Source organism: Nocardia vermiculata NBRC 100427, assembly GCF_001613265.1.
Classification (GTDB): domain Bacteria; phylum Actinomycetota; class Actinomycetes; order Mycobacteriales; family Mycobacteriaceae; genus Nocardia; species Nocardia vermiculata.
Window position 1 is genome coordinate 729,911 of the sequence record NZ_BDCA01000001.1, and the last position, 23,915, is coordinate 753,825.

A 23,915-nucleotide genomic window follows, 5' to 3' on the forward strand; every position below is an offset into this window, starting at 1 on the left:
GATGGACGGCCGAACCGCAATCGTGACCGGCGCGAGCCGGGGAATCGGGCAGCGCATCGCCGAACGCTTCGCCGCCGAAGGCGCGGCGGTGGCCGTAGTGGCCCGCACCGCCCAGGCCGGCAGCGCCGCACTCCCCGGTTCCATCGAGGAGGTGGTGTCGGCGATCCGGGATCGCGGGGGCCGCGCCGCCGCGATCCGGGCCGACCTGACCGTTCCCGACGAGGTGGAGACGATCCTCACGCGCGCCGAGGAAGCCCTGGGCCCGGTAGATACCCTGGTCAACAACGCGGGCGTGAACTTCTACGGCCCGGCGCTCGACATTCGCCCCAGCCGTTACGGCCTGATGTTCCAGATGATGGTCCACACCCCGTTCCGGCTGTGCCAGTTGGCCGTTCCCGGCATGCTCGAGCGCGGTCGCGGCTGGATCCTCAACATCACCTCCAAACAGGCCCGGCATCCGCTGGGCCCGCCGTACCCGGAGTGGGCCGCCGACGGTTGCGTGCCCTACGGCATGTGCAAATCGGCACTCGACCGGCTGACCACCGGATTGGCCGCGGAGGTACACGGGACCGGTGTGCACATCAGCAGTCTGGGCACCTCCGGGCTGGTCATGACGCCGGGGGTCGCCGTCGTATCGCCCCACACCCCCGACGACACCCCGGTCGAGCCCGACGACGCCATGGCCGAAGCCGCTGTACTGCTGTGTAATTCGACCGAAGACACCGGGCGTATCGCCTACAGCATGGAACTATTGGGCCGTCCGTTCCCCGAAGGCCCCTGGGCCTTGTCGGCCACCTACTGACACGGAGGATCTCATGCACGTATCCATCGACCACGATCTCTGTCAGGGGCACGCCCGGTGCTGGGAGATCTGCCCCGAAGTGTTCGAACTCGACGACGAGGGCAGCGGGCGCACGCTGGTCGACGAGGTGCCCGCCGAACTCGGCGAACGGGTACAGGAGGCGGCCGACAACTGCCCGGAACGCGCCATCACCCTCCACTGACCGAGCGACCGACAGCCCGCGTCCACGACGATCGCCGTGGACGCGGGCTCGAACGGTTCAGGATTCCGGGATCGTCGCCGGGTCGGCCGGGGTGAAGTTGTACACCCGGGAGGCATTGCCGACGGTGATCTTGTCCTGCACGTCCTGGGGCAGATGGCCGAGCCACTTGCCCGCCATCTGCACGGTGTCCGGCCAGGTCGAATCCGAATGCGGGTAGTCGCATTCCAGCATCACGTTGTCCTCGCCGATGATGTCCAGTAGGCGGATGCCGGCCTGATCCTCGATGAAGGTGCCGTAGACGTGGTCGCGGAACAGGCGGCGGATATCGGTGTCGAGGTCGAAGGTGGCCTTTCCCTTCTGCTCGCCGCGCTCGTGGGTGGCGTTCATGCTGATGTCGAAGCGAGAGGCCCAGAAGCGCTGCTTGTCGACCACCTGCTCGGCGCGTTCGAGGAAGTACGGGATCCAGCCGATCGAGCCCTCCGAGAGTGCGATCTTCAGGTTCGGATACTTCACGAAGTTGCCGCTGAACAACCAATCCAGCAGGGTGCCTGCCTGATTCGCGGCCGCGGAGTACGCCATGAACGCGAGCGTCGGCATATCCTCGGAGGTTCGGATCATATTGGACGACGAACCGACATGCATCGAGATCGTGGAGCCGGTGTCGTTGCAGGCCTGCAGGACCGGATCCCAGAAGTCGGTGTGGATCGAGGGCAACCCCAGTTTGGTGGGGTTCTCGGAGAAGGCAATGGATTTCGCACCCAGTGCGGCGGTGCGCTCGATCTCGGCGGCGGCGGCGACCGGATCCCACAGCGGGATGATCATCATCGGGATGAACCGCCCCGGGTAGGCCTGAGCGAACTCCTCGAGGATGAAATCGTTCCAGGCCCGCACGCAGAGCAGTGCGAGTTCCTTGTCCTTGGCCTCGTGGAAGATCTGACCGCAGTAGCGCGGCAGCGAGGGGAACAGCATCGACGACAGCACATGCCCCTGATTCATGTCGGCCACCCGCGCGGCCGGGTCGTAGCAGCCCTGGCGCATCTCCTCGTAGGTGATCGGCTCCGGGGAGAATTCTTCACGTTTCTTGCCCGCGACCGCGTTGAGGCCGGTGGTGACGATCTGGCGGTCCTCGTAGACCCAGAACTCGGACTTGTCCTCTCGGACGATCCGGGGGCCGGTCCGACGCCATTTCTCCGGCAACCGCTCCTGCCACAGCCGCGCCGGCTCGATGAGATGGTCATCAACCGATATGAACCAGCTGAACGACATGGGATCTCCCAACTCCGGTAACAAAGCGAATACTTACATACAAGGTAGCCGCAGATGAAGGGCGGCGCCAGAGCTTACGACGATTCGTTGCGCTGCCGCACCGCTCAGACGATGACGGTGCGTACCCCTTCGGAACGGGTGAGCAGCTCCACTCCCTTGTTGATCTCGTCGAGCGAAATACGATGAGTGATCATCGAATCCAGATCCAGGCGCCCCGACTCCGCCAGCCTGATGAAGCGCGGGAAGTCGCGCAGGATCTGTGCACCGCCGACGACCGATCCGGCAATCCGCTTGCCGGAGAAGACCGTCGAGATCGCCGGCAGGGTCAGTACGTCGGTCGTTGCGGGCATGCCGACCAGCGTGACCACTCCCTCCACCCGCGCCATATCGATGGCCTGAGTGACCAACTCGGGGCGCCCGACCACCTCGAAGGTGTAGTCGGCGCCGCGGCCCCCCGTCAGCTCACGCACCTGAGCGACGGCATCTCCCGCCTGCGGATCGACGGTGTGGGTGGCACCCACCCGCAGACTCGCGTCCCGGCGCCCGGCCATCGGGTCGACCGCGATCACAGTCGCCGCACCGGCGATATGCGCGCCTTGGATCACCGATTGCCCCACACCGCCGCAGCCGATGACCGCCACCGAAGACCCCGGTGTCACCCCCGCGGTATTGAGCGCCGCACCCAATCCGGTGGTCACACCGCAGCCGAGCAGGGCCAGCTGCTCGTCGGCCAGGTCGGTGTGCACCGGAACCACCGAAGCCTCGTGCACCACCATGGCCTCGGCGAAGGTTCCACAGCCACAGACCGCGGCCGCGCGACGCCCGTCGGCCAACCGGAACCGTTGCCGGCCCTTCACCTCGGCATTGAGTTCACAATGGTTCGACATGCCGTTGACGCACGACCAGCAGCGTCCGCAGGCGGGGGTGACCGAGGCCAGCACCCGATCCCCGACCCGCGTTCGTCGCACCTCGGAGCCGACCTCCTCGACGATCCCGCATCCCTCGTGTCCCGGCACGATCGGCAGGGGCAGCGGTGAGCGCCCCTCGATGACATTCAGATCGGTATGGCAGATGCCACTGGCGGACAACCGCACCACCACATCGTGCGGACCGGGCTCCGGCATGGGCAGATCTTCGATGTCGAGGGGCCGACCGGCTTCGTAGGCGACAACGACCTTCATAGCATACCTCTACGGGTTGACTGCGATACGCCACGGAACGAACCGCCGCGCCGTCGCTGGGTATCGAGCGAGTACTTACTCATGTTAGGAGTCCGATTCCGGTCCCGGCGTCGATTCGGCGGTCCGCCCGCAATTCGATGCCGAACCCGTTGCGACCTTGACATCCGCTACCCGCGATGCCAAGTTAGTAACTGTGCGCTCACTTACTCAGAGCTCACTTCCCCTGTCTACGGGTGTATCCGGAGGTAGCGCAGCGATGGAATACGGGTTGATCGATGCCGACGGGCACTACTACGAACCCGACGACTGCTTCTCGCGCCATATCGAGTCGAAGTTCGCCGACCGCACCATCGGCGTGAAACGCGGTGACGACGGCCTGGGCCGCATCTTCCTGCGGGGACAGCGCACCTTCATGAGCGTGATGCCCGGTGACTACGCCTCGGCGCCCGGCGCGCTCCAGGGTCTGTTCGTAGGCGGGGTCGCCGACGGCTTCACCCATCGTGAGGTGGTGACGACGAAGGACCATCCGGAATTCGCCGACCGCAAGGCACGCCTGGCCGTCCTCGACGAACAAGGTGTCGACGCCACCCTCATGCTGCCCACCGTGGGCGTCGCCGTGGAATACGACCTGCGCGACGATGTCGACCTCACCTATGCGAGTCTGCGCGCGTTCAACCGCTGGCTGGAAGACGATTGGGGCTACGGCGCCGACGGCAGGCTGTTCGGGGTGCCGATGCTGTCGCTGCTCGATATCGACCGTGCCGTCACCGAAGTGCATCGCGTGATCGAGGCCGGCGCCCGCATGGTGCATCTGTGCCCGGGACCGATCGGCGGCCGCTCCCCCGCCGACCCGGTCTTCGATCCGTTCTGGGATACCGTGGCCGAGGCCGGAATTCCGGTGGTATTGCACGTATCCAACAGCGGTTACCAGCATTTCTACGGTACCCACTGGTCGGAGAATCCGGAGAATCCGTCCCATATGCAGTCCCCGCTGCAGTGGGCGCTGTGCAATACCGAGCGCCCGGTGGTCGACACGTTGATCGCACTCACGCTGCACAATCTGTTCGGCCGCCATCCCAAGGTGAAGATCGTCTCCATCGAGAACGGATCGAGTTGGCTTCGCCCGCTGTTCAAGACGATCGACAAGGCCGCGGCCCTGGGACGACGTGGCCCCATGATCGGTGGCCCACTCCCGCCCCGCCCCAGCGAGGCCCTCGCCGAACACCTGTGGGTGTGCCCGTTCCCCGAGGACGACGTCCACGACCTGATCGATGCCCTCGGCGCCGACCATGTCCTGTTCGGCTCGGACTACCCGCACCCGGAGGGCCTGCGCGACCCCCGCGATTACCTGCCCCGCCTGCAAACCTGCGATCCGACGGTGCGCCACCAGGTGCTGCGTGGAAATACGGCGGCGCTACTCGGTTTGAGCTGACGGCGCCGAACCGGCGCCGGCCCGCAGCCGAGGGTGAAGGGCACTCCCCTCGTTCGGGTATTACGCTCGGCGCATGAGCGACGAGTGTGTGTTCTGCGCGATCATGGCCGGTGATGCTCCCGGTGTTCGGGTGGACGAGGACGAGACGACGTACGCGTTCATGGACATCCACCCGGCGACGGACGGGCACCTGCTGGTAATCCCCAAGCGGCACAGCAAGGATCTGTTCGAGATTGCCCCGGAAGACCTCAGCGCCGTCACCCGGTCCGCGCAGCGCATCGCGAAGACTGCCGTCGAGGTGTTCGGTGCCGACGGTGTGAACATCCTCAACTGCTGCGGTGCGGCCGCCTGGCAGACGGTGTATCACTTTCACCTGCACGTCATTCCGCGCTACACCGACCGTGCCAAGGACCGCCTGGTGCTGCCGTGGCAACCCGGTGTGGCAGCAGATGCGCACACCCTCAGCACCCTCGGAGAGCGACTCGCCGGCGCCCTCACCGAGCCGGGAAAGCACTGAGGCACCGTCCGATCGGATTCCGCTACTCCAGCTGACGCGCCACCTTGGTGGTCAGCAGTTCGTCGACCTTTTCGTCGCCGAATCCCAGTTCGCGCAGTACTTCGGTGGTGTGTTCGCCGACACCGGGGATCATCGGACGGGGGCCGCCGGTGACGTCGGGGCCGGTGCGGAGCAGGGGGCCGATCTGTTCGAAGTAGCCCCAGTCGGTGGTGCGGAAGCCGACTACGCGGCCCAGTTGACGGTTGACCGGGTCGTCGAGGATGGTGTGGCGGAAGCGGTTCCGGTCCATCGGGTCGATCAGTTCGGCGCAGATGTGGTGTTCACGCAGCAGGTGCACCCACTGTGCGGCGGGGGCGGTGGCGAAGGCGTGCGCGAGGGTGGTTTCGGCGGCGCGGGCAGCCGCGTCGGTCGATCCACCGCGCAGCGGCGTGTAGTCGCCGAGTGATTCGCTACCGACGAGTTCGCCCAGCCTGCCCCAGGATTCGCGGTCGGGCACGACCAGTGCCAGCCATTCGTCGTCGAAACCGCGGTAGATGCGGTAGCCGGGGCCGTATCCGGTCTGTTCCCGATCGAGGGACGGGCCCGCGACGAGTTCGCCGTCGCGCAGGTACACACCGCAGTGCATGAGCATTCCGGCGCCGAGCAGGCTGGTCACCACCTGTTGTCCGCGGCGCTGGGTGGCCCGGGCGTACAGGCCCAGGGCGATACCGGCCGCTGCCAGCCAGCCGCCGGCCATATCGATCGGAATCCAGGTCGCCGCCACCGGTGTGTTGTCTGCACCCCCGATGGCACGCTCGAAGCCGGTCAGCGCCTGCATCAGCGCATCGTTGCCCGGGAAGGCGGCGCGCGGGCCGGCGGCGCCGAATGCGCTGGCGTGGCAGTACACGGCCCCGGGATTCAGTCGGGCGACGGTCTGCGCGTCGATGCCGAGACGTTCGGCGACACCGACGCGGAAGTTGTGCAGCACCACGTCCGCCCCGGCGATCAGTTCCTCGACCACCGGGCGTGCCTCGGGCGCGTTGATATCCATGGCGATGCTGCGCTTGCCGCGCTGGCACGCGGCGACGGCATAGGCGGCCGCGCGCATCGCCTCACCGCCGGGCGGCTCGACCTTCACCACGTCGGCGCCCAGGTCGGCCAGCACCTCGGCGGCCAGCGGGCCGGCGACGAAGGCGGAGAAGTCCACCACGCGAAGGCCCGCGAACAGTCCCGCGGCGCCCCGGGCCGGAGGTGGCGCCGTCTCCTCGGGGACGTCGAGCAGCGGCCGGATCTCGAACGGCGAACCGATCATCAGGTCCTGTCCACCCCGGTCGGAACGGATCGTCGCCAGACCGGTCTCGAGGGTGTGCGGGTCCAGCAGCACCTCACCGGGGCCGAGTACGGGTTCACATGCCACTCCCGCCGCACGCAGCCGTTCGATCCATTCCGCCCGCGGCCGGGTGGCGAAGAACGTGGTCCAGCGCTGCGCCCGCGCCTGGAGTTTCCCGCTGGTCTGATCGGTGTAGTAGCCGTCGGGGCTGGGTTCGTCGCCGAGTACCTCGAGCACCGACCGGTACATCCCCTTACCGCCGAACCACACCTGCAGCAGTTCGCCGTCGGCGCAGCGGTAGAGAAAGTTGGGGAAGGTCGATCCGTGTTCCCAATAGGATTCGACCTCCGGCGCGGCCCGTTCGGAGCGGCCGATCATGCATCCGAGGGTGGCGAGCATGCCGTCGTAGAGCGAGGTTTCACACCATCCGCCGGCTCCCGTGCGGACGCGCCGGCGCAGCAGTGCGAAAACCGAGGTGAGCATCAGAAACGAGGCACCCGTTCCGGAGGCTCGCACATCGGTGAAAATGGGTCCGGGCCGGTGGCCGGGCAATTGCGTGCAGAAGCCCGCGCGCGCCTCCACCAGCAACCCGAAATCCTCCACCGTTCCGGCTTCGGTGCGGCTGGGCCGGCAGCGCACGTAGACCAGCGCCGGATTGTCGGCCGACCGGTCGAGAAAGCCCAGGCCCCTGGCTTCGATCAGATCCTCCGGCCCGTAGACCAGCGCGATATCGGCCGCGCGCAGCAGCTCCGAAATCCGGTCGGGATCATCGGTGGTGATGATCTGCTTGTCGCGATGCCACACCCTCCCCCACGAGACCTCGGCATCCAACGGCAGCGCGTCGCCGGTCACCCGCACCACTCGCGCACCCAGTTCGGCCAGCAGCATGCCGGGCAGCCCGCCCGCCGAGCCGAGGCCGAGATCGCTGACCCCGACAGCGACCTCGACGACCGTCAGTCCCGCACAGGGACGTTCGCTTTCCATGACCGCACTCCTCCGCCGTCCTGTGTTCCGGTGCCACGGTTTCCGATGTTCACCGCCCGACCTCGGCAGGTAGTTCCAGGCGGGGCAGCACTTCTTCGGTGGCCAGCCGGACGACCTCGAGCGTGTCGCTCCGAGTGGCCGGAGCGATGATGAAATGCCGGACCCCGGCATCGACGTAGTGCTGCAACCGCACCGTGACTTCGTCGGGTGTGCCGGCGGGTGCGATGCGGTTCAGCATGTCGCCGGGTTTGTCGCCGTAGGCTCCGCCGAGGAACCGGGCCACCTCGTCGCGGGCCTGGTCACCGTCGCGGCGGATCGAGCAGTACAGATACATCGTCCATTCGAAGCCACGCAGGTCGCGGCCGACGGCATCGGCTTCTGCTCGAATCGCCGCGACGGAGCGGGCGTAGGCATTCGGTGACATCAGATAGGGCATCCACCCGTCACCGCGGCGCGCGGCACGGCGCACGGCCGGGCCCTTGCGACCGGAGACGATCAGTGGCGGGCCTCCGGGTTGCATGGCGGCGGGCGCGCCGGGCGCTTGCACCGGCCGAAGATGCAGGTCCTGGAACCTGAAGTGGGCGCCCGCGTGATCGACAGGTTCGTTGCGCCACAGCGTGCGCAGGATATCCATCGCCTCGTCGGTGCGCGGACCACGTTCGGACAGCGGCACTCCGAGAGCCTCGAATTCGTGGCGGAACTCGCCCCCGACACCGAGCCCTACCGAGACTCGCCCACCGGACCTGGAGTCCAGATCGGCGAGCTGTTTGGCTACCAGCACGGGGTGATAGAGCGGCAGTAGCAGTGTCGCGGTTCCGACCCGGACGCGCTCGGTCCATGCGACCATCAGCGACAGGCGGGTGATCGCCTCCCCGGTGGCACTCGGCGGCAGCACATGGCCGCCCTGCCAGATGGAGGTGAGGGGCAGACGTTCGGCAGCGGCCAGCCAGTCCCGATCCGGTTCCGGCATTGCGGCTGCCCCGAAGACGATGCGGTCGGCAGACATCCGACTCCTTCGGCCGAGTGCGTCGGGCCCGAATCGGCACCGACCACACGAAGATAGCAAATGCTCACTTATCATGATAGTGGTTGTAGGCAGGAACAACTCGCCGCGGGAGGCCGGATGAGCGAGATACCAGGTATCCCACCGATGATCACCGAGGAGACCGCACCGTTCTGGGAGGGTGCCGCCGCGGGCCGGTTACTGGTCGAGCACTGCCCCGCCTGTAGAGCCGATTCTTTCCCGCCACGCGGCATCTGCCGCAACTGCCGCGGCCGTGACACCACCTTCACGGAAATCGACGGCCCGGGAACGGTTTACAGCTTCACGGTGAACCATCAACGGTGGCTGCCGGACCTGCCGGTGCCCTATGCGATCGTGCTGGTCGAATTCCCCGCTCACCCCGGCGTCCGCATTCCCGGGCGGTTGCGCGGCTGCGCTCCGGAGCAGGTCGCGATCGGCATGCGGGTGCGGGTCGGCTTCGAGCCGGGACCAGGCGATATCGCGGTGCCGAGCTTCGTAGCGGAAGCGCGGGCGGTATGAGTGCGAATCGGTTCGAGCAGCGCGCAGTCATATCCGGTATCGGCCAGTCCGCGATCGCCCGCCGGCTCGACCGCTCGGCGATGGCACTGACCCTCGACGCCATTCTCGCGGCCGTCGCCGACGCCGGGCTGACCGTCGGCGATATCGACGGCCTGGCCATGTTCCCCGGCGGCGGCGCCGCCAATCTGCCCGGTTACGCAGGCGCCAATCTCTACGAGATCCAGGACGCGCTGCGGATCGAGACCAGCTGGCGGCAGGGTCTGGTGGAGGGTATGGCGCTGCCGTTCTACGGCCCGGCCCAGGCCGTGGCCACCGGGCAAGCGCGTCACGTGGTGATCTGGCGAACCGTGAAGGAGGGCAGCGCGGCCCGTACTGCCGGTGGCCGCCCGGCCTACGGTTCCACCAAACCGGTCGCCGAAGGCCCGCAGGCCTGGCTGCTGCCGATCGGGATGCTGTCCCCGGTCTGCCAGATCGCCCCGTTCGCGACCCGCTACATGCACGAGTACGGCCTCACCCGGGAACAGCTGGCGTGGATTCCGGTCACCCAGCGCGCCTGGGCCGCACGTAATCCCGACGCTGTCTATCGAGCACCGCTCACTGTCGAGGACTATCTCGGTGCGCGGATGATCTCCACACCGCTGTGCCTGTTCGACTGTGATGTTCCCGCCGACGGCGCTACCGCGATCGTGGTCTCCGCCGCCGATACCGCCGCCGATCTGCGGGCACCGGTACGGATCGAGGCGATGGCCGGCGTGGTCGACCACCGGCCCGGCTGGGACCAGTGGGAGGACATGACCCGCGTCGGATACGCCACCGCGGACGCACTGTGGGCGCGCACCGGATTGCGACCGTCCGAGGTGGACCTCGCCCAGCTCTACGACGGTTTCAGCATCGAAGCAGTGTGGTGGCTCGAAGCGATGGGTTTCTGCACGACCGGCGAAGCCGGAGCCTTCGTCGAGGGCGGCACCCGGATTGCACCCGGCGGTGAGCTACCGCTGAACACGTGGGGTGGACAGCTGTCAGGCGGGCGACTGCATGCCGGATTCGGCCATACCGCCGAAGCGGTACGCCAGCTGCGCGGTGAAGCCGACGGTCGGCAGGTGACCGGCGCCGAGGTGGCCGCGGTGACCAATGTCGGCGGAATCGAAGCCGGCGCAGCGCTTCTCACGCGCTGGTAAGCGGATCGAGCGAAGGAGAGAAGATCATGGTGGAGCGCGCGGGCAGGGTCGAGAACAAGGTGGCCATCGTGACGGGGGCGGGTTCCACGCCCGGCCCCGGAATCGGCACCGGTAAAGCCACCGCGGTAGCTCTGGCGCGAGAGGGCGCCAGCGTGCTGCTGGTGGACCGGTACGCCGAACGTGCGGAGCAGACGTTGCGCCTCATCGAGGACGAGGGCGGGAAAGCGGCAGTATTCGCTGCCGACCTGACCGACGCTCGAGCAAGCGAGCAGATGGTGCGGACCGCGGTCGACACCTTCGGTGAATTGCACATTCTGGTCAACAACATCGGGCTGGCAGCGGTCGGCACGGTGGTCGACGTCTCCGAGGAGGACTGGGACCGGTCGCTGGACATCAACCTGCGCACCGCATTCCTCGCCTCCAAATACGCCGTCCCCGCAATGATCGAGGCGGGCGGCGGATCGATCGTGAACATCTCCTCGATCTCCGCGCTGCGCGGGGACGGCACCGTCGCCTACTCCGCGGCCAAGGGCGGCTTGCTCGCCATGACCGTGGATATGGCGTATTCACATGGCCGGCAGGGCATTCGGGTCAATGCCATCGCGCCCGGGCACATCACGACACCGATGGTGCTGTCGGTGTCGGCACCGGGGCCGCGCGCCGAGTTCATGAACACGATGCGCTCGGAGGCAGGACTGCTCGGCTCCCCCGGCGACGGCTGGGACGTGGCGTGGGCGGCCACATTTCTGGCGAGCGACGAGGCGCGCTGGATCACCGGGGTCACCTTGCCGGTGGAATCCGGTGTGCTCAGCGTGACGCCGCTGCTGATGGCGCCGCATCTGCGCGCAGTACCCGAACCGGCGCCCGAGCCGGCCGCCGGTTCCGCCGTCTTCGAGCCACCGGCACCGGAATCGAGCCACTGAGCGCACCGGTCTCGCCGCGGGTGTTGTACATCGAGCGAGCGGTAACTAGAGTAAGTAAGTAAGCACTCTCATAGTTGAATAATCTTCCTGGTACAGAAGGAGTTCGGGATGGCTGACCCCGATGGCGCCGGAGCCGCCCTGTGCGAGCGATATGCGGTCGCCGATGTCGACTCCCACATCATCGAACCGGCTGATCTGTGGACCTCGCGGATCTCGCAGCGTAAGTGGGGGGACCTGGTTCCACATGTGCGCTTCCACGAACGGCGGCAAGAGGATTACTGGTACATAGGCGATAAGAAGCTCTACGGGGTGGGCGCCTTCGCGCAGGCCAAATGGCCGGAATTCCCGCCGTCGCATCCGAAGAAGCTGTCGGAGGCCTTCACCGCGGCGCTGGATTCCAAGGCCCGGCTGGCCTATCTGGACGAGGTCGGGATCTACTACCAGGTGATGTATCCGAACATTCTCGGATTCCACAGCCACGTCTTCCTCAACCAGATGCCGCACGAACTGGCCACCGAATGTGTGCGCGCCTACAACGACTGGCTGGTGGAATGGTGTTCGGCCGATTCGCGGCGGCTGGTGCCGATGATGATGCTCCCGTTCTGGGATATCGACGAGTCGGTCGTCGAAATGAAGCGGGCCTACGAGATGGGGCACAAGGGCGTCCTTTTCGCCGCCCGCTACGACAAGGTCGGCCTGCCCCGCCTGGTCGACGACTACTGGGAGCCGCTGCTGGGCCAGGCCCAGGACATGAGACTGTCGATGAACTTCCACGTCGGCTTCCTCAACTCCCCCGACCAGCTCAAGGGGGCGGTCGACCAGTCGCAGAAACTCGACTTCACCAAGGAGAGCGCGCTGGTCCTGCTCGGCAATGCGCAGAACATCGCCGAGGTCGTGGTCAGTGGTGTCTGTCACCGGTATCCGAAGCTGAATTTCGTTTCGGTGGAGAACGGCGCCGGCTGGCTGCCGTTCCTGGGCGAGAGTATGGACTGGCAGTGGCTCAATGTCGGTGCACACCACGAATATCCGGACCGGCTGCTGCCGAGTGAATATATGCGGCGGCAGGTCTACGGCATGTACTGGTTCGAGAACCGGTCGCTACGCCCGGTGATCGGCGAATTGGCCGACAACCTGATGTTCGAGACCGACTTCCCACACGCCACCAGCCTGTCACCGGGCCCGGCTTCGGAATCACCCAGTCCACGCGACATCATCGACCGCTCACTGAATGGAATTCCGGAAGAGACCGTCGCCAAGGTCCTGCAACATACCGCAACGAAGCTCTACAACCTGGACCCGCCCGAGCGGAACTGATCGAGACCGGGCGCGGGTGTCCCGCACTGACACAGGAGGCGGCGTGGGTGACAATGCGCAGCCCACCCACGCTGCCGACCGGGCGCGGGTGTCCCGCACTAACACAGGAGGCGGCGTGGGTGAGTTGATGTTCCGGCGGGAGTTCTTCGTCGACGGGGTGTGGGCGTCGCCGTCGGGCGCGGAGCGGCTGGCGGTGATCTCGCCGTCCACCGAGGAGCCCGTCGGTGCGGTTCCGGTGGCTACGACGGCCGATATCGATCGGGCGGTCGCGGCCGCCCGCGCGGCCTTCGACACCGGTCCGTGGCCGCGGATGACGGTCGGTGAGCGGGCCGATGCACTGTCCCGTGCCGCCGAAGTGTTGCGCACACGCGAAGCCGATATCGCGTCGGTGACGGTCGACGAAATCGGCTGCCCGGTCAGTCAGTCCCGGCAGGCGCAGACCGGAATGGTGGCCGCGCTGTTCGACTACTACGCGGAGATGATCCGCGATTTCGCGTTCGAGCGCACGGTGACCGCGGGGACGCGACGTGGCCTGGTCACCCGGGAGCCGGTCGGTGTGGTCGCGGTGATCGTGCCGTGGAATGCCCCGGTCACCCTGGCGGCGTGGAAGACGGCGCCGGCGCTGGCCTCCGGTTGCACGGTGGTGCTCAAGCCACCACCGGAAGCACCGCTGAGCAATTTCGTCTTGGCGGAGGCGCTGTCCGAGGCCGGTATTCCGGCCGGTGCGATCAACGTCGTGCCCGGGGATCGGGAGGTCGGCGAGTATCTGGTCGGCCATCCCGGCATCGACAAGGTGGCCTTCACCGGGTCGAGCGCGGCCGGCAAGCGCATCATGAGCGTCTGCGGCGACCAGGTGAAGCGGGTGTCGCTGGAGCTGGGCGGCAAATCCGCATCGGTGGTCGCCGACGATGCCGATATCGCGAGCATGCTGCCGGCGATCGTCAAGGGCGCCATGCATATGTCGGGTCAGGTGTGCGGTGCGCACACCCGCGTGCTGATTCCGCGGTCACGGTATGCCGAGGCGGTGGATACTGCGGCCGCGGCGGCGGCCGCGGTGCCGGTCGGCGATCCGCATGACCCGGACACTGTGGTGGGCCCGCTGGTCGCGCAGCGGCAGCGCACCCGTGTCGAGCAGTACATCGCGCTGGCCCGCGAGGCGGGTGCGCGCGTCGTCACCGGAGGGGGACGGCCGGCGGCACTGCCACGAGGCTGGTATGTCGAACCGACGATTCTGGCGGAGGTCGACAATTCGATGCGGGTCGCGCGCGAGGAGATCTTCGGCCCAGTCCTGTGCCTGATCCCCTATGACGGTGACGACGAGGCCGTCCGGATCGCCAACGATTCGCCCTACGGCCTGTCCGGCGGGGTGTGGTCGGGGTCGGCACGGCGCGCGTTGTCCATCGCCCGGCGACTGCGCACGGGGAGTATCGCGGTCAACGGCACCTATCCCCCGTTTCCGCACGTCCCTTTCGGTGGCTTCAAGGAGTCCGGTCTGGGCCGCGAGCTGGGCCCCGAGGGCCTGCACAGTTTTCTCGAACCGAGAAGTATCGGCCTGCCCGCCACCTCGGCGGACGGGAAGCAGTAGAAGGGGTGTGGTTGCGATGACACGCACCGGAACACGGGTATCCGGCACGGCGTTCGACGAGGAGTTGTTCGTCCGTGCCACGGTCGAGTCGAGCGGCCGCTGTCCGGCGCGGGCGGACTATATCGAGATCTGTTTCGCGACGACCGAGGGCCGCTGGAAATGGTGTTTTCCGGAACCGGACCCCGCGGACGCGCTCGACGAACCCATCACGGCGCTGGCGTTCACCCTGGACCAGTACGGCGCCCAGGCCCATCCGATCGTGGACGGCACGATCGGGCCTGCAATTCTCAGCGCGTCGGCCCTGCCGATGGTGCTTGCGGGCACACCGGTACATATCGCGCGCCGACTGGTCCTGCTGTGCCGCTGACGGCGGCGCCGATTACCCGGTGAGTACTACTTCCCGGGCGGCGAGGAACCAGGAGCGGGCGAACAGATCGCCGGGCTCGGCGCGAAAGTTGGTGCGGAACCAGTCGATTCGCGTGCGCAGGCCGACGACGTCGTCGAAGTACACCTCGTTCACCGCGTCGTAGACCGTGGTGGCCGCGGCGAGTGGATGGTTCTGGATGTAGGCCCGGCCCCGGGCCGCATCCGGTATCTCGACCGCGGCACCGGACGCCCCGACCGTGCCGGCATGTGTTTTCCATCGTTCGGCGAATTCGGCGGGGCTCAATTCCGGTGCGCGCACCGCGACGGCCATATGTTTGAGCCGGTCGCCGCCGTCGAACCAGCGGTGCTCGAGCCAGTCGTCACCGCGCATGACGTGTTCGCGGGCAACGACTTCCACCGCACCGGCCAGTACGGCCTCGGTCGTGGCGTCGTCGTCGTGTGCGGACCGCCAACGGTCGTGGCGGCGCAGATGACGCATATCACGGAACCATTCGGCCACCACCCCGTCGTGTTCGGCGCCGGGGCCGGTCAGATCGGGCAGCACGGTACACACCGCCACCCGCACCGGCCGCATTCCCCCGGGGGCATCGGCCGCGGCAGCGCACAGCAGCGGCCACTGCCGGGCGAAGTCGCCGGACGGCAGGTCGGGGTTGCGGGTTGCGAAACGAAGCCGTTTGATCACGAGGTCACCTCCGACACCTCGGCGGTATCGGTCACCGTACTCCGCGGGCCGGATTCGCGACGCCATTCCGCCACTTTCTCCCGCCACCGGGCGACGGCACGTTCCTTGATCGGTCCGTATCCCTTGATCTCGGCCGCCGATCGTGCCATCCGTACCCGGTCGTCGTAGTTCGCCGGCGCTCCCAGATCGGTGAGTTCGGCGACCAGCTGCGCGTATTCGGCGATCACCGCCCGTTCGGTACGCCGATCGCGGTCCAGGCCGAACGGATCGAACGGGGTGCCGCGCAGCCGCTTCATGCGCCGCAGCACCCGGAATCCGAGGGCGTACAGGGTGCCCGCGGGGAGCTTTCGCCGCATCCCCAGGCGACGCAGGAACGGCGGATGCAGGTGATAGGTCAGCGCATAGCCGCCGGCTATGCCGAGTTCGGTGGCGACCGCGTCGTAATCGGTGGCCAGTTGTAGGCGTGCGACCTCGTATTCGTCCTTGTAGGTGAGCAGCGCGAACCAGGTATCGGCCACGGCGCGGGTCAATGCCCATTCGCGATCGGGCCCGTCCTGCGCCGCAGTGTGTTCCACCAGATCGAGGTAGCGGCCGGCCAGGGCGCGGTGCTGATAGTCGACGACCTGCGCGGCCCGCCGAAGCAGCACCTCGTACAGCTCGTCGGGCAGGGCGCGGCCGGCGAGCAGGGGTGCGGCGGCCGCGGTGGCGGCCGCACTGGGTTCGTACCCGCCGGCAGTCGGGGCCGTGGCCGGGCCCTGCAATGCCTGGGCGACCGCCTCCGGATCGTGCGCGAGCCGACGACCCCATTCGAAGGCGAGCCGGTTGTCGGCTGCCGCCCGGCCGCGCCCGGCCAGCGCCCGTTCGATGTCGGCCGCCGACACCGGCAGCCCACCGAGTTGGAATGCGGCGCCCAACAGCACCACATTGGCGGGGAGGTGGTCGCCGAAGACCCTGTCCGCCACCACGCGTGCGTCGACCACTCGGGTCCGCTCGGAACCGATGTGAGCGGCGATCGCGGCTTCCAGGTCCGCGACGGCGGGTGCTTCGGTGTGACTCTGCAGCATGGCAGCCGTGGGTGTGAGAGTGCGGTCGACCACCGCGAGCGCCCGGCCCGCCTGTGCTTTCGACAGTTGTTCGGCACCCGCGGCCTGCAGGATGTCACCGGACAGGTACAGGTCGGCCCCGCCGCTGCTCACCGCGGCCGCGCGCAGGCTCGCCCGGTCGGTTGCGAGATGCAGATGTGAGACCACTGCCCCGGCCTTCTGCGACAGGCCGGTCTGGTCCATACCGCCGACCATCCAGCCGGCCGCCTCCGCGGCACGCACGAGAATGCGGTTGGCGGTGACGATTCCGGTGCCGCCGATTCCGGTGAAATAGATGCTGTACCGATCGTGGACCGGTGGTGCCGGCGGCTCCGGCAGGACCCCCGACGGCAGTTCGGGCCGCACTCGCGCGCCTCGGCCTCGCGGGCGCCCACCGGCTTTCGGCGTAATCGTCACGAAGGACGGACAGTCACCTTCCAGACAGGTGTAGTCGCGATTGCAGGAGGAATCGTGGATGCGGCGCTTGGTCCCGAATTCGGTCTGCACCGGGAGCACCGACAGGCAGTTGCTCTTCGTACCGCAATCGCCGCAGCCCTCACAGACGGCCTCGTTGATGATCACCCGGCGGGGCGGCTCGGGTTGCAGTCCCCGCTTGCGTAGACGTCTTGCCTCGGCCGCGCACTGCTGGTCGTAGATGATCACCGAAACACCGGGTACGGTCCGCAGTCGCTGCTGCACCTGCGCCAGCGCATCGCGCCCGAGCACCCGGACGCCCGCCGCCCAGCGGGCCCGTCGTCCGTAGCGACCGGGATCCTCGGCGCAGACCACGATCTCGCGTACCCCCTCGGCCTGCAGCGACCGCGTGAGCGCCGGAACATCCTGGGCACCGGTGACGTCCTGGCCGCCGGTCATCGCCACCGCGGCGTTGTAGAGGATCTTGAAGGTGATGTCGGTGCCGGCGGCCACACTGGCGCGGATGGCGAGAATGCCGGAGTGGGTGAGCGTCCCGTCGCCCAGGTTCTGGATCAGGTGGGGTTCGTTCACGAACGGCGACAGGCCGATCCACGGCACTCCTTCGGCACCCATCGGCGTGGGTGGCAGTGTTCTCAGGTCGCTGTTGCGGGCCTCGAAGTACATGATTCCGTGACAACCGACGCCACCGCCGACGAGTGCGTCCTCGGGCGCCACGGTGGAGCGGTTGTGGGGACATCCACTGCAATAGGCGGGCGCACGCGCGGGGGTGACCAGAAGTGGCAACTCGCGCCGCGGTGTGACGGCCGGACGCAGGTCCGCCAGCACCCGGCCCAGTATCTCGCCGATCGCCTTCGGTTCCAGTACCCCGGAGGAGGCGACCAGCGGTTGCCGCTGCCCGTCGCGCTTACCCAGCACCGGAACCCGACTGCCCGCCTCGTGCAGCACGGCACGCAGCTGGGTTTCGACGAAGGGGCGTTTCTCCTCGATCACCAGTACTCGCCGGACCGATTCGGCGAATTCGACGGCGGTGGGTTCCACCAGTGGATAGGTCATCCCGAGGCGCAGGATCCGCACCCCGGCCGCGGCCAGATCCGCCAGGCCGACGCCGCATTCGGACAGGGCCTGTACGGCATCGAAATAGGTTGCGCCGGAACAGACTATGCCCAGCTCTGCGGTGGCGGGGCCGATTGTGCGATCGAGCCCGTTGCGCCGGGCGTAGGTCTGCGCGGCGCGCAGCCGATGCTCGTTGATCAGTTGTTCCTGGCCGGGTACCGCGTGTGGTCCGATCGTGGCCTGCGGTCGATGTTCCCAGCGCTGCCCGTCGATCCGCAGGTCCGGGTCGGTGTAGTCGTGCCGGTCGAGTTCGAGGTCCACGGTGCCGATGCCGTCGGCCACGGCGGTGACGACCTTGAGGCCCACCCAGCATCCGGCATACCGCGACATCCGAAAGGCATGCACACCGAGATCGAGCACGTCCTGCTGATCACCGGGGAACAGCACCGGCATCCCCGCGTCGGCGAAGGTGTACTGGCTGTCACAGGCCAGGGTCGACGATTTCGCCGCCGGGTCGTCGCCACAGAAGGCGACCGCACCGCCGCCGGGCCCGGCCCCCATCGCATTGGCGTGCTTGAGCACGTCCCCGGACCGATCCAGCCCGGGCCCCTTGCCGTACCAGGCTCCTACGACTCCGTCGACCTCGTGGTACGGCAGGGCGGCTCCCATCTGACTCCCCCACACGGTGGCCGCCGCCAGCTCCTCGTTGAGGCCCGGGCGGTGCACGACCCGACGGCGTTGCGGATCCGGGCGTTCGAGTTCCAGATCGAAACCGCCCAGCGGTGAGCCCGGATAGCCGGAAACCATTGTCGCGGTGGTTCTTCCGTCGCGTTCGTCGAGTTCCTCGCGCACCGCCAGCAGCCGCACCAGCGCCTGCACCCCCGACAGCACCGGTGTCGCAGCCGTCACGGATAGACCTCGGGATCGACGTAAGCGAAACCACCACCTTTGATCACCGCACGCATCAGCGAATGATCCTGTAGCACAGTAATATCCGCAGTGGGGTCACCGTCGACGACGATCAGGTCGGCAAGTTTTCCGGCCCGGATCTCGCCGACGTCCAACCGTGCCGCAGGCCCCATGTTCCGGGTGGCGGTGTGGATGGCCTCGATCGGCGACATATCCACCAGCTCCACATATCGCTGTAGTTCCGCGGCGTAGGTGCCGTGCCGGGTCCACTGATGCCCGAAATCACCACCGGACAGAATCGAGATACCGGCGGCCTTCAACTTGTGCAGGCCGTCGACCTGGGCCCGCAGTTCGTCGCGATACCCCGAGGCGTCGACTCGATCCGCGGTCATCCCCCAGCGCTCGGCATGTCCGGACACCACCGCGTACAGGTAGTGCAGCCCCGGGCAGACCCACACATCGTCGCGGCGCGCCTCGAGCGCGCCGAGTGCCTTGTCGTCCAGGAAGCAGGCGTGATGAATGATCCGCACCCCGGTGCGTGCCGCCATCGCCACACTCTCGGCCCCGCGCGCGTGCACGGTCACGAACGCGCCGTACCGATCGGCTACTTCCACTGCCGCCGAGAGCATCTCGTCGTTCATATAGACGTCGTCGGACGGAAACTCCGGCATCACGCCGTCACCGGAGATGAACAACTTGAGTGAACGCACCCCGCTGTCGCACTGGCGCGCGACGACCTCACGGATATCGCGGACGCCGCTCACCACCTCCATCAGACCGCCCTCTTCACCGCCGAGACCGCCCGCTTCGGCAATCATCGCGCCACTGGGAACGAGGCGTGGGCCGGGAATCAGTCCGCGTTGCACGGCATCGTCGATGAGCAGGTCGTCCTCCGGCTGCGTGACTCCGGCGCCGATCAGCAGCGTATAGCCGCTCTGCAGATAGGTTTTCGCCACCGCCGCGACGTCGAGCAGGTGCGGCCCGGGCGCCGTGGCGGCGACGGCCGCATGATCGAAGACGAAGTCGAGCGGCCAGCTGATGTGGGTATGCGCGTCGCCGAGTCCGGGCAGCACCGTGGCGCCGCGCAGGTCGACCACTCGCACGTTCGCCCGATCGACCGGGATCTCGGTGCCGATCGAGACTTCGACGATCCGATCACCCTCGATCAATACCGAACCCGGCCGGGGCCGTTCGGCCGGATCACCGTCGCAGGTGAGTACCCGCCCGTTGGTCAGCAGCATTCGCTCCGTCATCAGCGACCTCCAGTACTGAGCGAGTACTCACTTTATCACCGCGACACCACTCACGAGAGGGAAATTCTTGTATTCGAGAATCTCACATCCGTCGGGTGGGTTCGCAGTGGAATGCCGCGATCGGACACCCCGGTTCCCCCACCTGCACCCATCCAGCTGTCACCATGGTTGCGGACCGACCGTCCCCAGCCGACGAATCACCGAAGGAGTGTGGTCGCATGCCCGCCGAAACGCCCGAATCCGTGGACGCCGTCGTCATCGGAATGGGCCCCGGGGGCGAATCCGTCGCCACCGAACTGGCCCGGTCGGGGCTCGCGGTCGTCGGCGTCGAGGGGCGACTGGTCGGCGGCGAATGCCCGTACTACGCGTGTATCCCGACCAAGATGATGGTCCGGGCCGCCACCACTCTCGCCGAGGCGCGACGGGTCGGCACTCTCGCGGGAAGCGCTCGGGTACAACCGGATTGGTCCCCGGTAGCACAGCGAATCCGCGACGAAGCCACCGACAACTGGGACGACACCACCGCCGTGGAGCGCTTCGAGTCCGCCGGCGGCACCTTCGTGCGCGGCTGGGGCACCATCACCGGCCCGGGCGCGGTCCGCGTCGACACCGCCGACGGACCACGGGAGTTCCGGGCGCAGCGCGCGATCGTCCTCAACCCCGGCACCGCCCCGGCCGTACCGCCCATCGAGGGCCTGGCCGATACGCCGTACTGGACCAACCGGGACGCGGTGACCGCCACCGAAGTGCCCGAATCGATCATCGTGCTGGGCGGCGGACCGGTGGGCACGGAATTCGCACAGATCTTCGCGCGGTTCGGCGCCGAGGTGACGATGATCGTGCGCAGCAGGTTGCTGCCCCGCGCCGAACCGGAGGCCGCCGACACCGTGACCCAGGTGTTCGCCGAGGAGGGGATCTCGGTCCGCACCGGAGTCGAGACCGTCCGCATCGACCACGACGGCAGCTATTTCACCCTGCGGCTGAGCAGCGGCGATCCGGTGCGGGCCCGGCGACTGCTGGTGGCCACCGGCCGGCACACCGATCTCGGCGCGCTCGGCATCGGCACGATCGGCCTGGACGAGGGCGCCCGCGGGATCGAGGTCGACGAGCGGATGCGCGCCGCCGAAGGGGTGTGGGCGATCGGCGATGTCACCGGACACGGCGCCTACACCCACATGTCGATGTATCAGGCCCGCATCGCCACCGCGGACATCCTCGGGTCTCCTGGCTCGCCCGCGAGTTATCACGCGGTCCCCAACGTCACCTTCACCGAACCCGAGGTCGGCTCGGTGGGAATGACCGAGGCAGAAGCCCGCGAGGCCGGTATCACCGTGTGGATCGGCCGCGCCGACATTCCCTCCACCCCACGCGGCTGGATTCACGGTGCCGGTAATGCCGGATTCATCAAGCTGGTCGCCGACGCGGACCGCGGCATCCTCGTCGGTGCCAGTTCGGTGGGCCCGGCCGGCGGTGAAGTACTGGGCGCACTCACCGTCGCGGTCCACGCGCAGGTGCCGGTGACCGCATTGCGCGACATGATCTACGCGTACCCCACCTTCCATCGGGCTATCGAGACCGCCCTGGCCGACCTCGGCTGATCCGCGGATCTCACGGTTCCGGTCGCGGGAATCGGCATTCACCCGCATAATCGGCGCGCACCACCCGAGAAGCCGCATGCGGAGGAAATATGCTGACACTGCAGGAGATTTCGGACCGATTCGAGATCGAGGATCTGATGGTCCGATACTCCCACGCGGTGGATACCCAGCAGTGGGAGCTGCTGGACGAGGTGTTCACCGCCGACGCCCGGATCGACTACTCGGCGATGGGCGGCGCCTGCGGCGGCCTCACCGAGATCAAGCAGTTCCTCGCCTCGGTGATGCCCAACTTCCTGGCCTTCCAGCACGCGATCAGCAATTCCTCGATCACCGTCGACGGCGAAACCGCGACGGGACGGACCATGTGCCAGAACCCGATGCTGGTCGGTGCGGCCGACGGTGAACAGAACCTGATGCTGTGCGGGCTGTGGTATCTGGACACCTTCCGCCGCGTCGACGGCAGGTGGCGGATCGCCGAGCGGGTCGAAGAGAAGAGCTACATGTTCCTCGCCGCGGCACCGGGCGCCCAGCAACAGCCCGGCTAGAACCTGTTACAGTTCGCGCCGTGGAGCTCGACTATTCTTCACCGATTCATTCCGGGGCGGCAGCGTGATCGCGGATTTCACCGAGCACTGGCTGCTGTACTGCTCTATTCCGGTGGTCGCGGCTCTGATCGGCTGGACCACCAAGCTGGTCGCCGTCGAAATGCTGTGCCGCCCGCTGGAATTCCGCGGTATCCGGCCCTGGTTCGGCTGGCAGGGCGTCATCCCGAAGGCCGCCCCGCGGATGGCCACCATCGCGGTCGATCTGATGTTCTCGCGACTGATCGATCCGCAGGAAATCCTCGGCCGGATCGACGTCGGCGAACTCACCCGCACGCTGCGCGAACCGCTCGACGACGCGGTCTCCCATACCGTGCACGAACTGATGATGCGGTACGAACCGCGCCTGTGGGTGAGCATGCCCGATTTCGCGCGCGAGGCCATGATCCGCCGGGTCCAGCGTGACGTTCCGGGACTCATCGACGAGGTCGTCACCGATCTGCGCACCAACCTCGACCAGGTCATGGATCTGCGATCCATCGCCATCGATACGCTGGTCAACGACAAAGCACTGCTGGTGAAGATGATCCGCCGCGTCGGGTCGAACGAACTACGCTTCATCGTCCGCTCGGGACTGCTGTTCGGCACCATCCTCGGCTTCGTGCAGATGATCACCTGGGCCTTCACCCATTCCTCCTGGCTGATGCCACTGTTCGGCGGTTTCACCGGGCTGGTCACCGACTGGCTGGCCCTGCAGATGATCTTCCGGCCGGTGCGCCCGCTGCGAATCTTCGGCATCACGATCTGGCAGGGACTGTTCCACAAACGCCGCGAGCAGGTGTGCGTGGACTACGGCGATCTGATCGCCACCGAGATTCTCACGCCCGCCAAGATGTTGGAGGCGGTGCTGGACGGCGAGCGATCGGATCGGCTGGCCTCGATCCTGGCGCGACGCATGGACGAGTTCATCGATACTCAGACCGCCCCCGCACGACCGGTGGTGATGTTGGTCGCGGGCGATTCGATCACCCGGGTCAAACGTGAGATCGTCCCCGAGATGCTGGCCTACATCCGCAGCGCCGCAGCCGGTTTCGAGGACCACGCGATGCGAACCCTGGATCTGCGGAATCTGGTGATCGAGAAGACCCGCCAGCTCACCGATGACGAATACGAGGGTCTGCTGCGCCCCGCGTTCAAACAGGACGAATGGAAGCTGGTCGCCATCGGCGGTGTGCTGGGCTTCCTGGTCGGTGAACTACAGGTGCATCTTCTGCTCAGCTGAGCATCCGACAGCCTCCAACAGTCACTGACCTGCGGATTCGCCGATCAACGCGGTCATCGGTTATTGTTTTTCTCGCACCGCCGCGAGGCGGCATGCGGATGTAGCGCAGCTGGTAGCGCATCACCTTGCCAAGGTGAGGGTCGCGGGTTCGAATCCCGTCATCCGCTCCACGATTACCCCCCGGCCTTCTCGACCGGATCAATTCACTTACATCCCACCACGGTCCGGCGGTCCGGACACGACACTGCCCCGGCACCCTCATCGGGAACCGGGGCAGCCGTCCATCCGGATTCACGTCCGGATCCGGACACATCAGCCGCCGAAGGACCCCGTGAACAGGGTGTTCAGCACGCCGCTGAGCGCAGCACCACCGGTGTCGAGGAGACCGTTCAATGCGGCGCTGCCGGTGTCGATGATGACGGGGAGCATTCATCTACCTCTCTGTCGGGATCACTA

The 23,915-nt window shown here is 67.2% G+C and carries 20 protein-coding genes and 1 tRNA gene; 14 read left to right on the forward strand and 7 right to left on the reverse strand.

Going from position 1 to position 23,915, the window contains the following annotated elements; all coding sequences use genetic code 11:
• Nucleotide 1 precedes the first annotated feature (1 nt).
• Together NV2_RS03380 and NV2_RS03385 are read left to right on the forward strand one after the other, a co-directional pair.
• Complete coding sequence (locus tag NV2_RS03380) at nucleotides 2-802, forward strand: SDR family NAD(P)-dependent oxidoreductase (protein WP_210749619.1); 801 nt, start codon at nucleotides 2-4, stop codon at nucleotides 800-802.
• Between the two features lie 13 nt (nucleotides 803-815).
• Nucleotides 816-1,004 (forward strand): ferredoxin, encoded by a 189-nt coding sequence (locus NV2_RS03385; protein ID WP_067868846.1) that lies wholly within the window; start codon nucleotides 816-818, stop codon nucleotides 1,002-1,004.
• Nucleotides 1,005-1,061: 57 nt separating this feature from the next.
• Here the strand turns inward: NV2_RS03385 and NV2_RS03390 are convergent, their stop codons facing one another.
• On the reverse strand, nucleotides 1,062-2,270 hold the full coding sequence (locus NV2_RS03390; protein WP_067868850.1) for an amidohydrolase family protein: 1,209 nt from the start codon (nucleotides 2,268-2,270) through the stop codon (nucleotides 1,062-1,064).
• Between the two features lie 104 nt (nucleotides 2,271-2,374).
• Nucleotides 2,375-3,451, reverse strand: a complete 1,077-nt coding sequence (locus NV2_RS03395; RefSeq protein ID WP_067868853.1) for a Zn-dependent alcohol dehydrogenase — start codon at nucleotides 3,449-3,451, stop codon at nucleotides 2,375-2,377.
• Nucleotides 3,452-3,707: 256 nt separating this feature from the next.
• On the opposite strand from NV2_RS03395, the gene NV2_RS03400 reads away from it, so the two are divergent.
• Nucleotides 3,708-4,883: an amidohydrolase family protein gene (locus tag NV2_RS03400; protein WP_067868857.1), complete on the forward strand. Its 1,176-nt coding sequence runs from the start codon at nucleotides 3,708-3,710 to the stop codon at nucleotides 4,881-4,883.
• A 73-nt stretch (nucleotides 4,884-4,956) separates the two neighbouring features.
• Nucleotides 4,957-5,400: an HIT family protein gene (locus NV2_RS03405; RefSeq protein ID WP_067868859.1), complete on the forward strand. Its 444-nt coding sequence runs from the start codon at nucleotides 4,957-4,959 to the stop codon at nucleotides 5,398-5,400.
• Between the two features lie 22 nt (nucleotides 5,401-5,422).
• On the opposite strand, the gene NV2_RS03410 is transcribed toward NV2_RS03405, so the two are convergent.
• The gene (locus NV2_RS03410) at nucleotides 5,423-7,693 is read right to left on the reverse strand and encodes a CaiB/BaiF CoA-transferase family protein (RefSeq protein ID WP_067868861.1); all 2,271 of its coding nucleotides are present in this window, start codon (nucleotides 7,691-7,693) and stop codon (nucleotides 5,423-5,425) included.
• Between the two features lie 49 nt (nucleotides 7,694-7,742).
• The gene (locus NV2_RS03415; RefSeq protein ID WP_067868865.1) at nucleotides 7,743-8,699 is read right to left on the reverse strand and encodes an LLM class flavin-dependent oxidoreductase; all 957 of its coding nucleotides are present in this window, start codon (nucleotides 8,697-8,699) and stop codon (nucleotides 7,743-7,745) included.
• Between the two features lie 117 nt (nucleotides 8,700-8,816).
• Here NV2_RS03415 and NV2_RS03420 point away from each other — a divergent pair, with 117 nt between their 5' ends.
• The 6 genes from NV2_RS03420 (at nucleotide 8,817) to NV2_RS03445 (ending at nucleotide 14,603) form a co-directional block, all read left to right on the forward strand.
• A complete protein-coding gene (locus NV2_RS03420) occupies nucleotides 8,817-9,236 on the forward strand; it encodes a Zn-ribbon domain-containing OB-fold protein (protein WP_067868868.1) in 420 nt (139 codons plus the stop codon).
• A complete protein-coding gene (locus NV2_RS03425) occupies nucleotides 9,233-10,414 on the forward strand; it encodes a thiolase family protein (RefSeq protein ID WP_067868870.1) in 1,182 nt (393 codons plus the stop codon). Before NV2_RS03420 ends, NV2_RS03425 begins: the two co-directional genes overlap by 4 nt.
• Before the next feature lie 26 nt (nucleotides 10,415-10,440).
• A complete protein-coding gene (locus NV2_RS03430) occupies nucleotides 10,441-11,337 on the forward strand; it encodes an SDR family NAD(P)-dependent oxidoreductase (protein ID WP_067868872.1) in 897 nt (298 codons plus the stop codon).
• 108 nt (nucleotides 11,338-11,445) lie between these two features.
• Complete coding sequence (locus NV2_RS03435) at nucleotides 11,446-12,651, forward strand: amidohydrolase family protein (RefSeq protein ID WP_067868874.1); 1,206 nt, start codon at nucleotides 11,446-11,448, stop codon at nucleotides 12,649-12,651.
• Nucleotides 12,652-12,778: 127 nt separating this feature from the next.
• Entirely contained in the window at nucleotides 12,779-14,236 is a 1,458-nt protein-coding gene (locus NV2_RS03440) for an aldehyde dehydrogenase (RefSeq protein WP_067869356.1), read from the forward strand.
• 16 nt (nucleotides 14,237-14,252) lie between these two features.
• Nucleotides 14,253-14,603: a hypothetical protein gene (locus NV2_RS03445; RefSeq protein ID WP_067868877.1), complete on the forward strand. Its 351-nt coding sequence runs from the start codon at nucleotides 14,253-14,255 to the stop codon at nucleotides 14,601-14,603.
• Nucleotides 14,604-14,615: 12 nt separating this feature from the next.
• Here NV2_RS03445 and NV2_RS03450 read toward each other — a convergent pair whose 3' ends face one another.
• From NV2_RS03450 to NV2_RS03460, 3 genes are read right to left on the reverse strand one after another with little or no spacing between them, the layout of a single operon-like run.
• Entirely contained in the window at nucleotides 14,616-15,305 is a 690-nt protein-coding gene (locus tag NV2_RS03450) for a hypothetical protein (protein ID WP_067868880.1), read from the reverse strand.
• Nucleotides 15,302-18,784 carry an indolepyruvate ferredoxin oxidoreductase family protein gene (locus NV2_RS03455; RefSeq protein ID WP_067868881.1) on the reverse strand — a complete coding sequence of 1,161 codons (3,483 nt, stop codon included), beginning with the start codon at nucleotides 18,782-18,784 and terminating at the stop codon, nucleotides 15,302-15,304. Before NV2_RS03455 ends, NV2_RS03450 begins: the two co-directional genes overlap by 4 nt.
• Complete coding sequence (locus NV2_RS03460; RefSeq protein WP_067868883.1) at nucleotides 18,781-20,037, reverse strand: amidohydrolase family protein; 1,257 nt, start codon at nucleotides 20,035-20,037, stop codon at nucleotides 18,781-18,783. The genes NV2_RS03455 and NV2_RS03460 overlap by 4 nt, the downstream gene beginning before the upstream one ends.
• Before the next feature lie 218 nt (nucleotides 20,038-20,255).
• Here NV2_RS03460 and NV2_RS03465 point away from each other — a divergent pair, with 218 nt between their 5' ends.
• From NV2_RS03465 to NV2_RS03480, 4 genes are all read left to right on the forward strand, one after another.
• Nucleotides 20,256-21,635: a dihydrolipoyl dehydrogenase family protein gene (locus tag NV2_RS03465; protein ID WP_067868885.1), complete on the forward strand. Its 1,380-nt coding sequence runs from the start codon at nucleotides 20,256-20,258 to the stop codon at nucleotides 21,633-21,635.
• A gap of 89 nt (nucleotides 21,636-21,724) precedes the next feature.
• Nucleotides 21,725-22,180, forward strand: coding sequence for a nuclear transport factor 2 family protein (locus NV2_RS03470; protein ID WP_067868888.1), 456 nt, complete (start codon nucleotides 21,725-21,727; stop codon nucleotides 22,178-22,180).
• Between the two features lie 64 nt (nucleotides 22,181-22,244).
• Nucleotides 22,245-23,459 (forward strand): DUF445 domain-containing protein, encoded by a 1,215-nt coding sequence (locus NV2_RS03475; RefSeq protein WP_210749608.1) that lies wholly within the window; start codon nucleotides 22,245-22,247, stop codon nucleotides 23,457-23,459.
• A gap of 94 nt (nucleotides 23,460-23,553) precedes the next feature.
• Nucleotides 23,554-23,629, forward strand: a tRNA-Gly gene (locus tag NV2_RS03480).
• Nucleotides 23,630-23,915 lie beyond the last annotated feature (286 nt).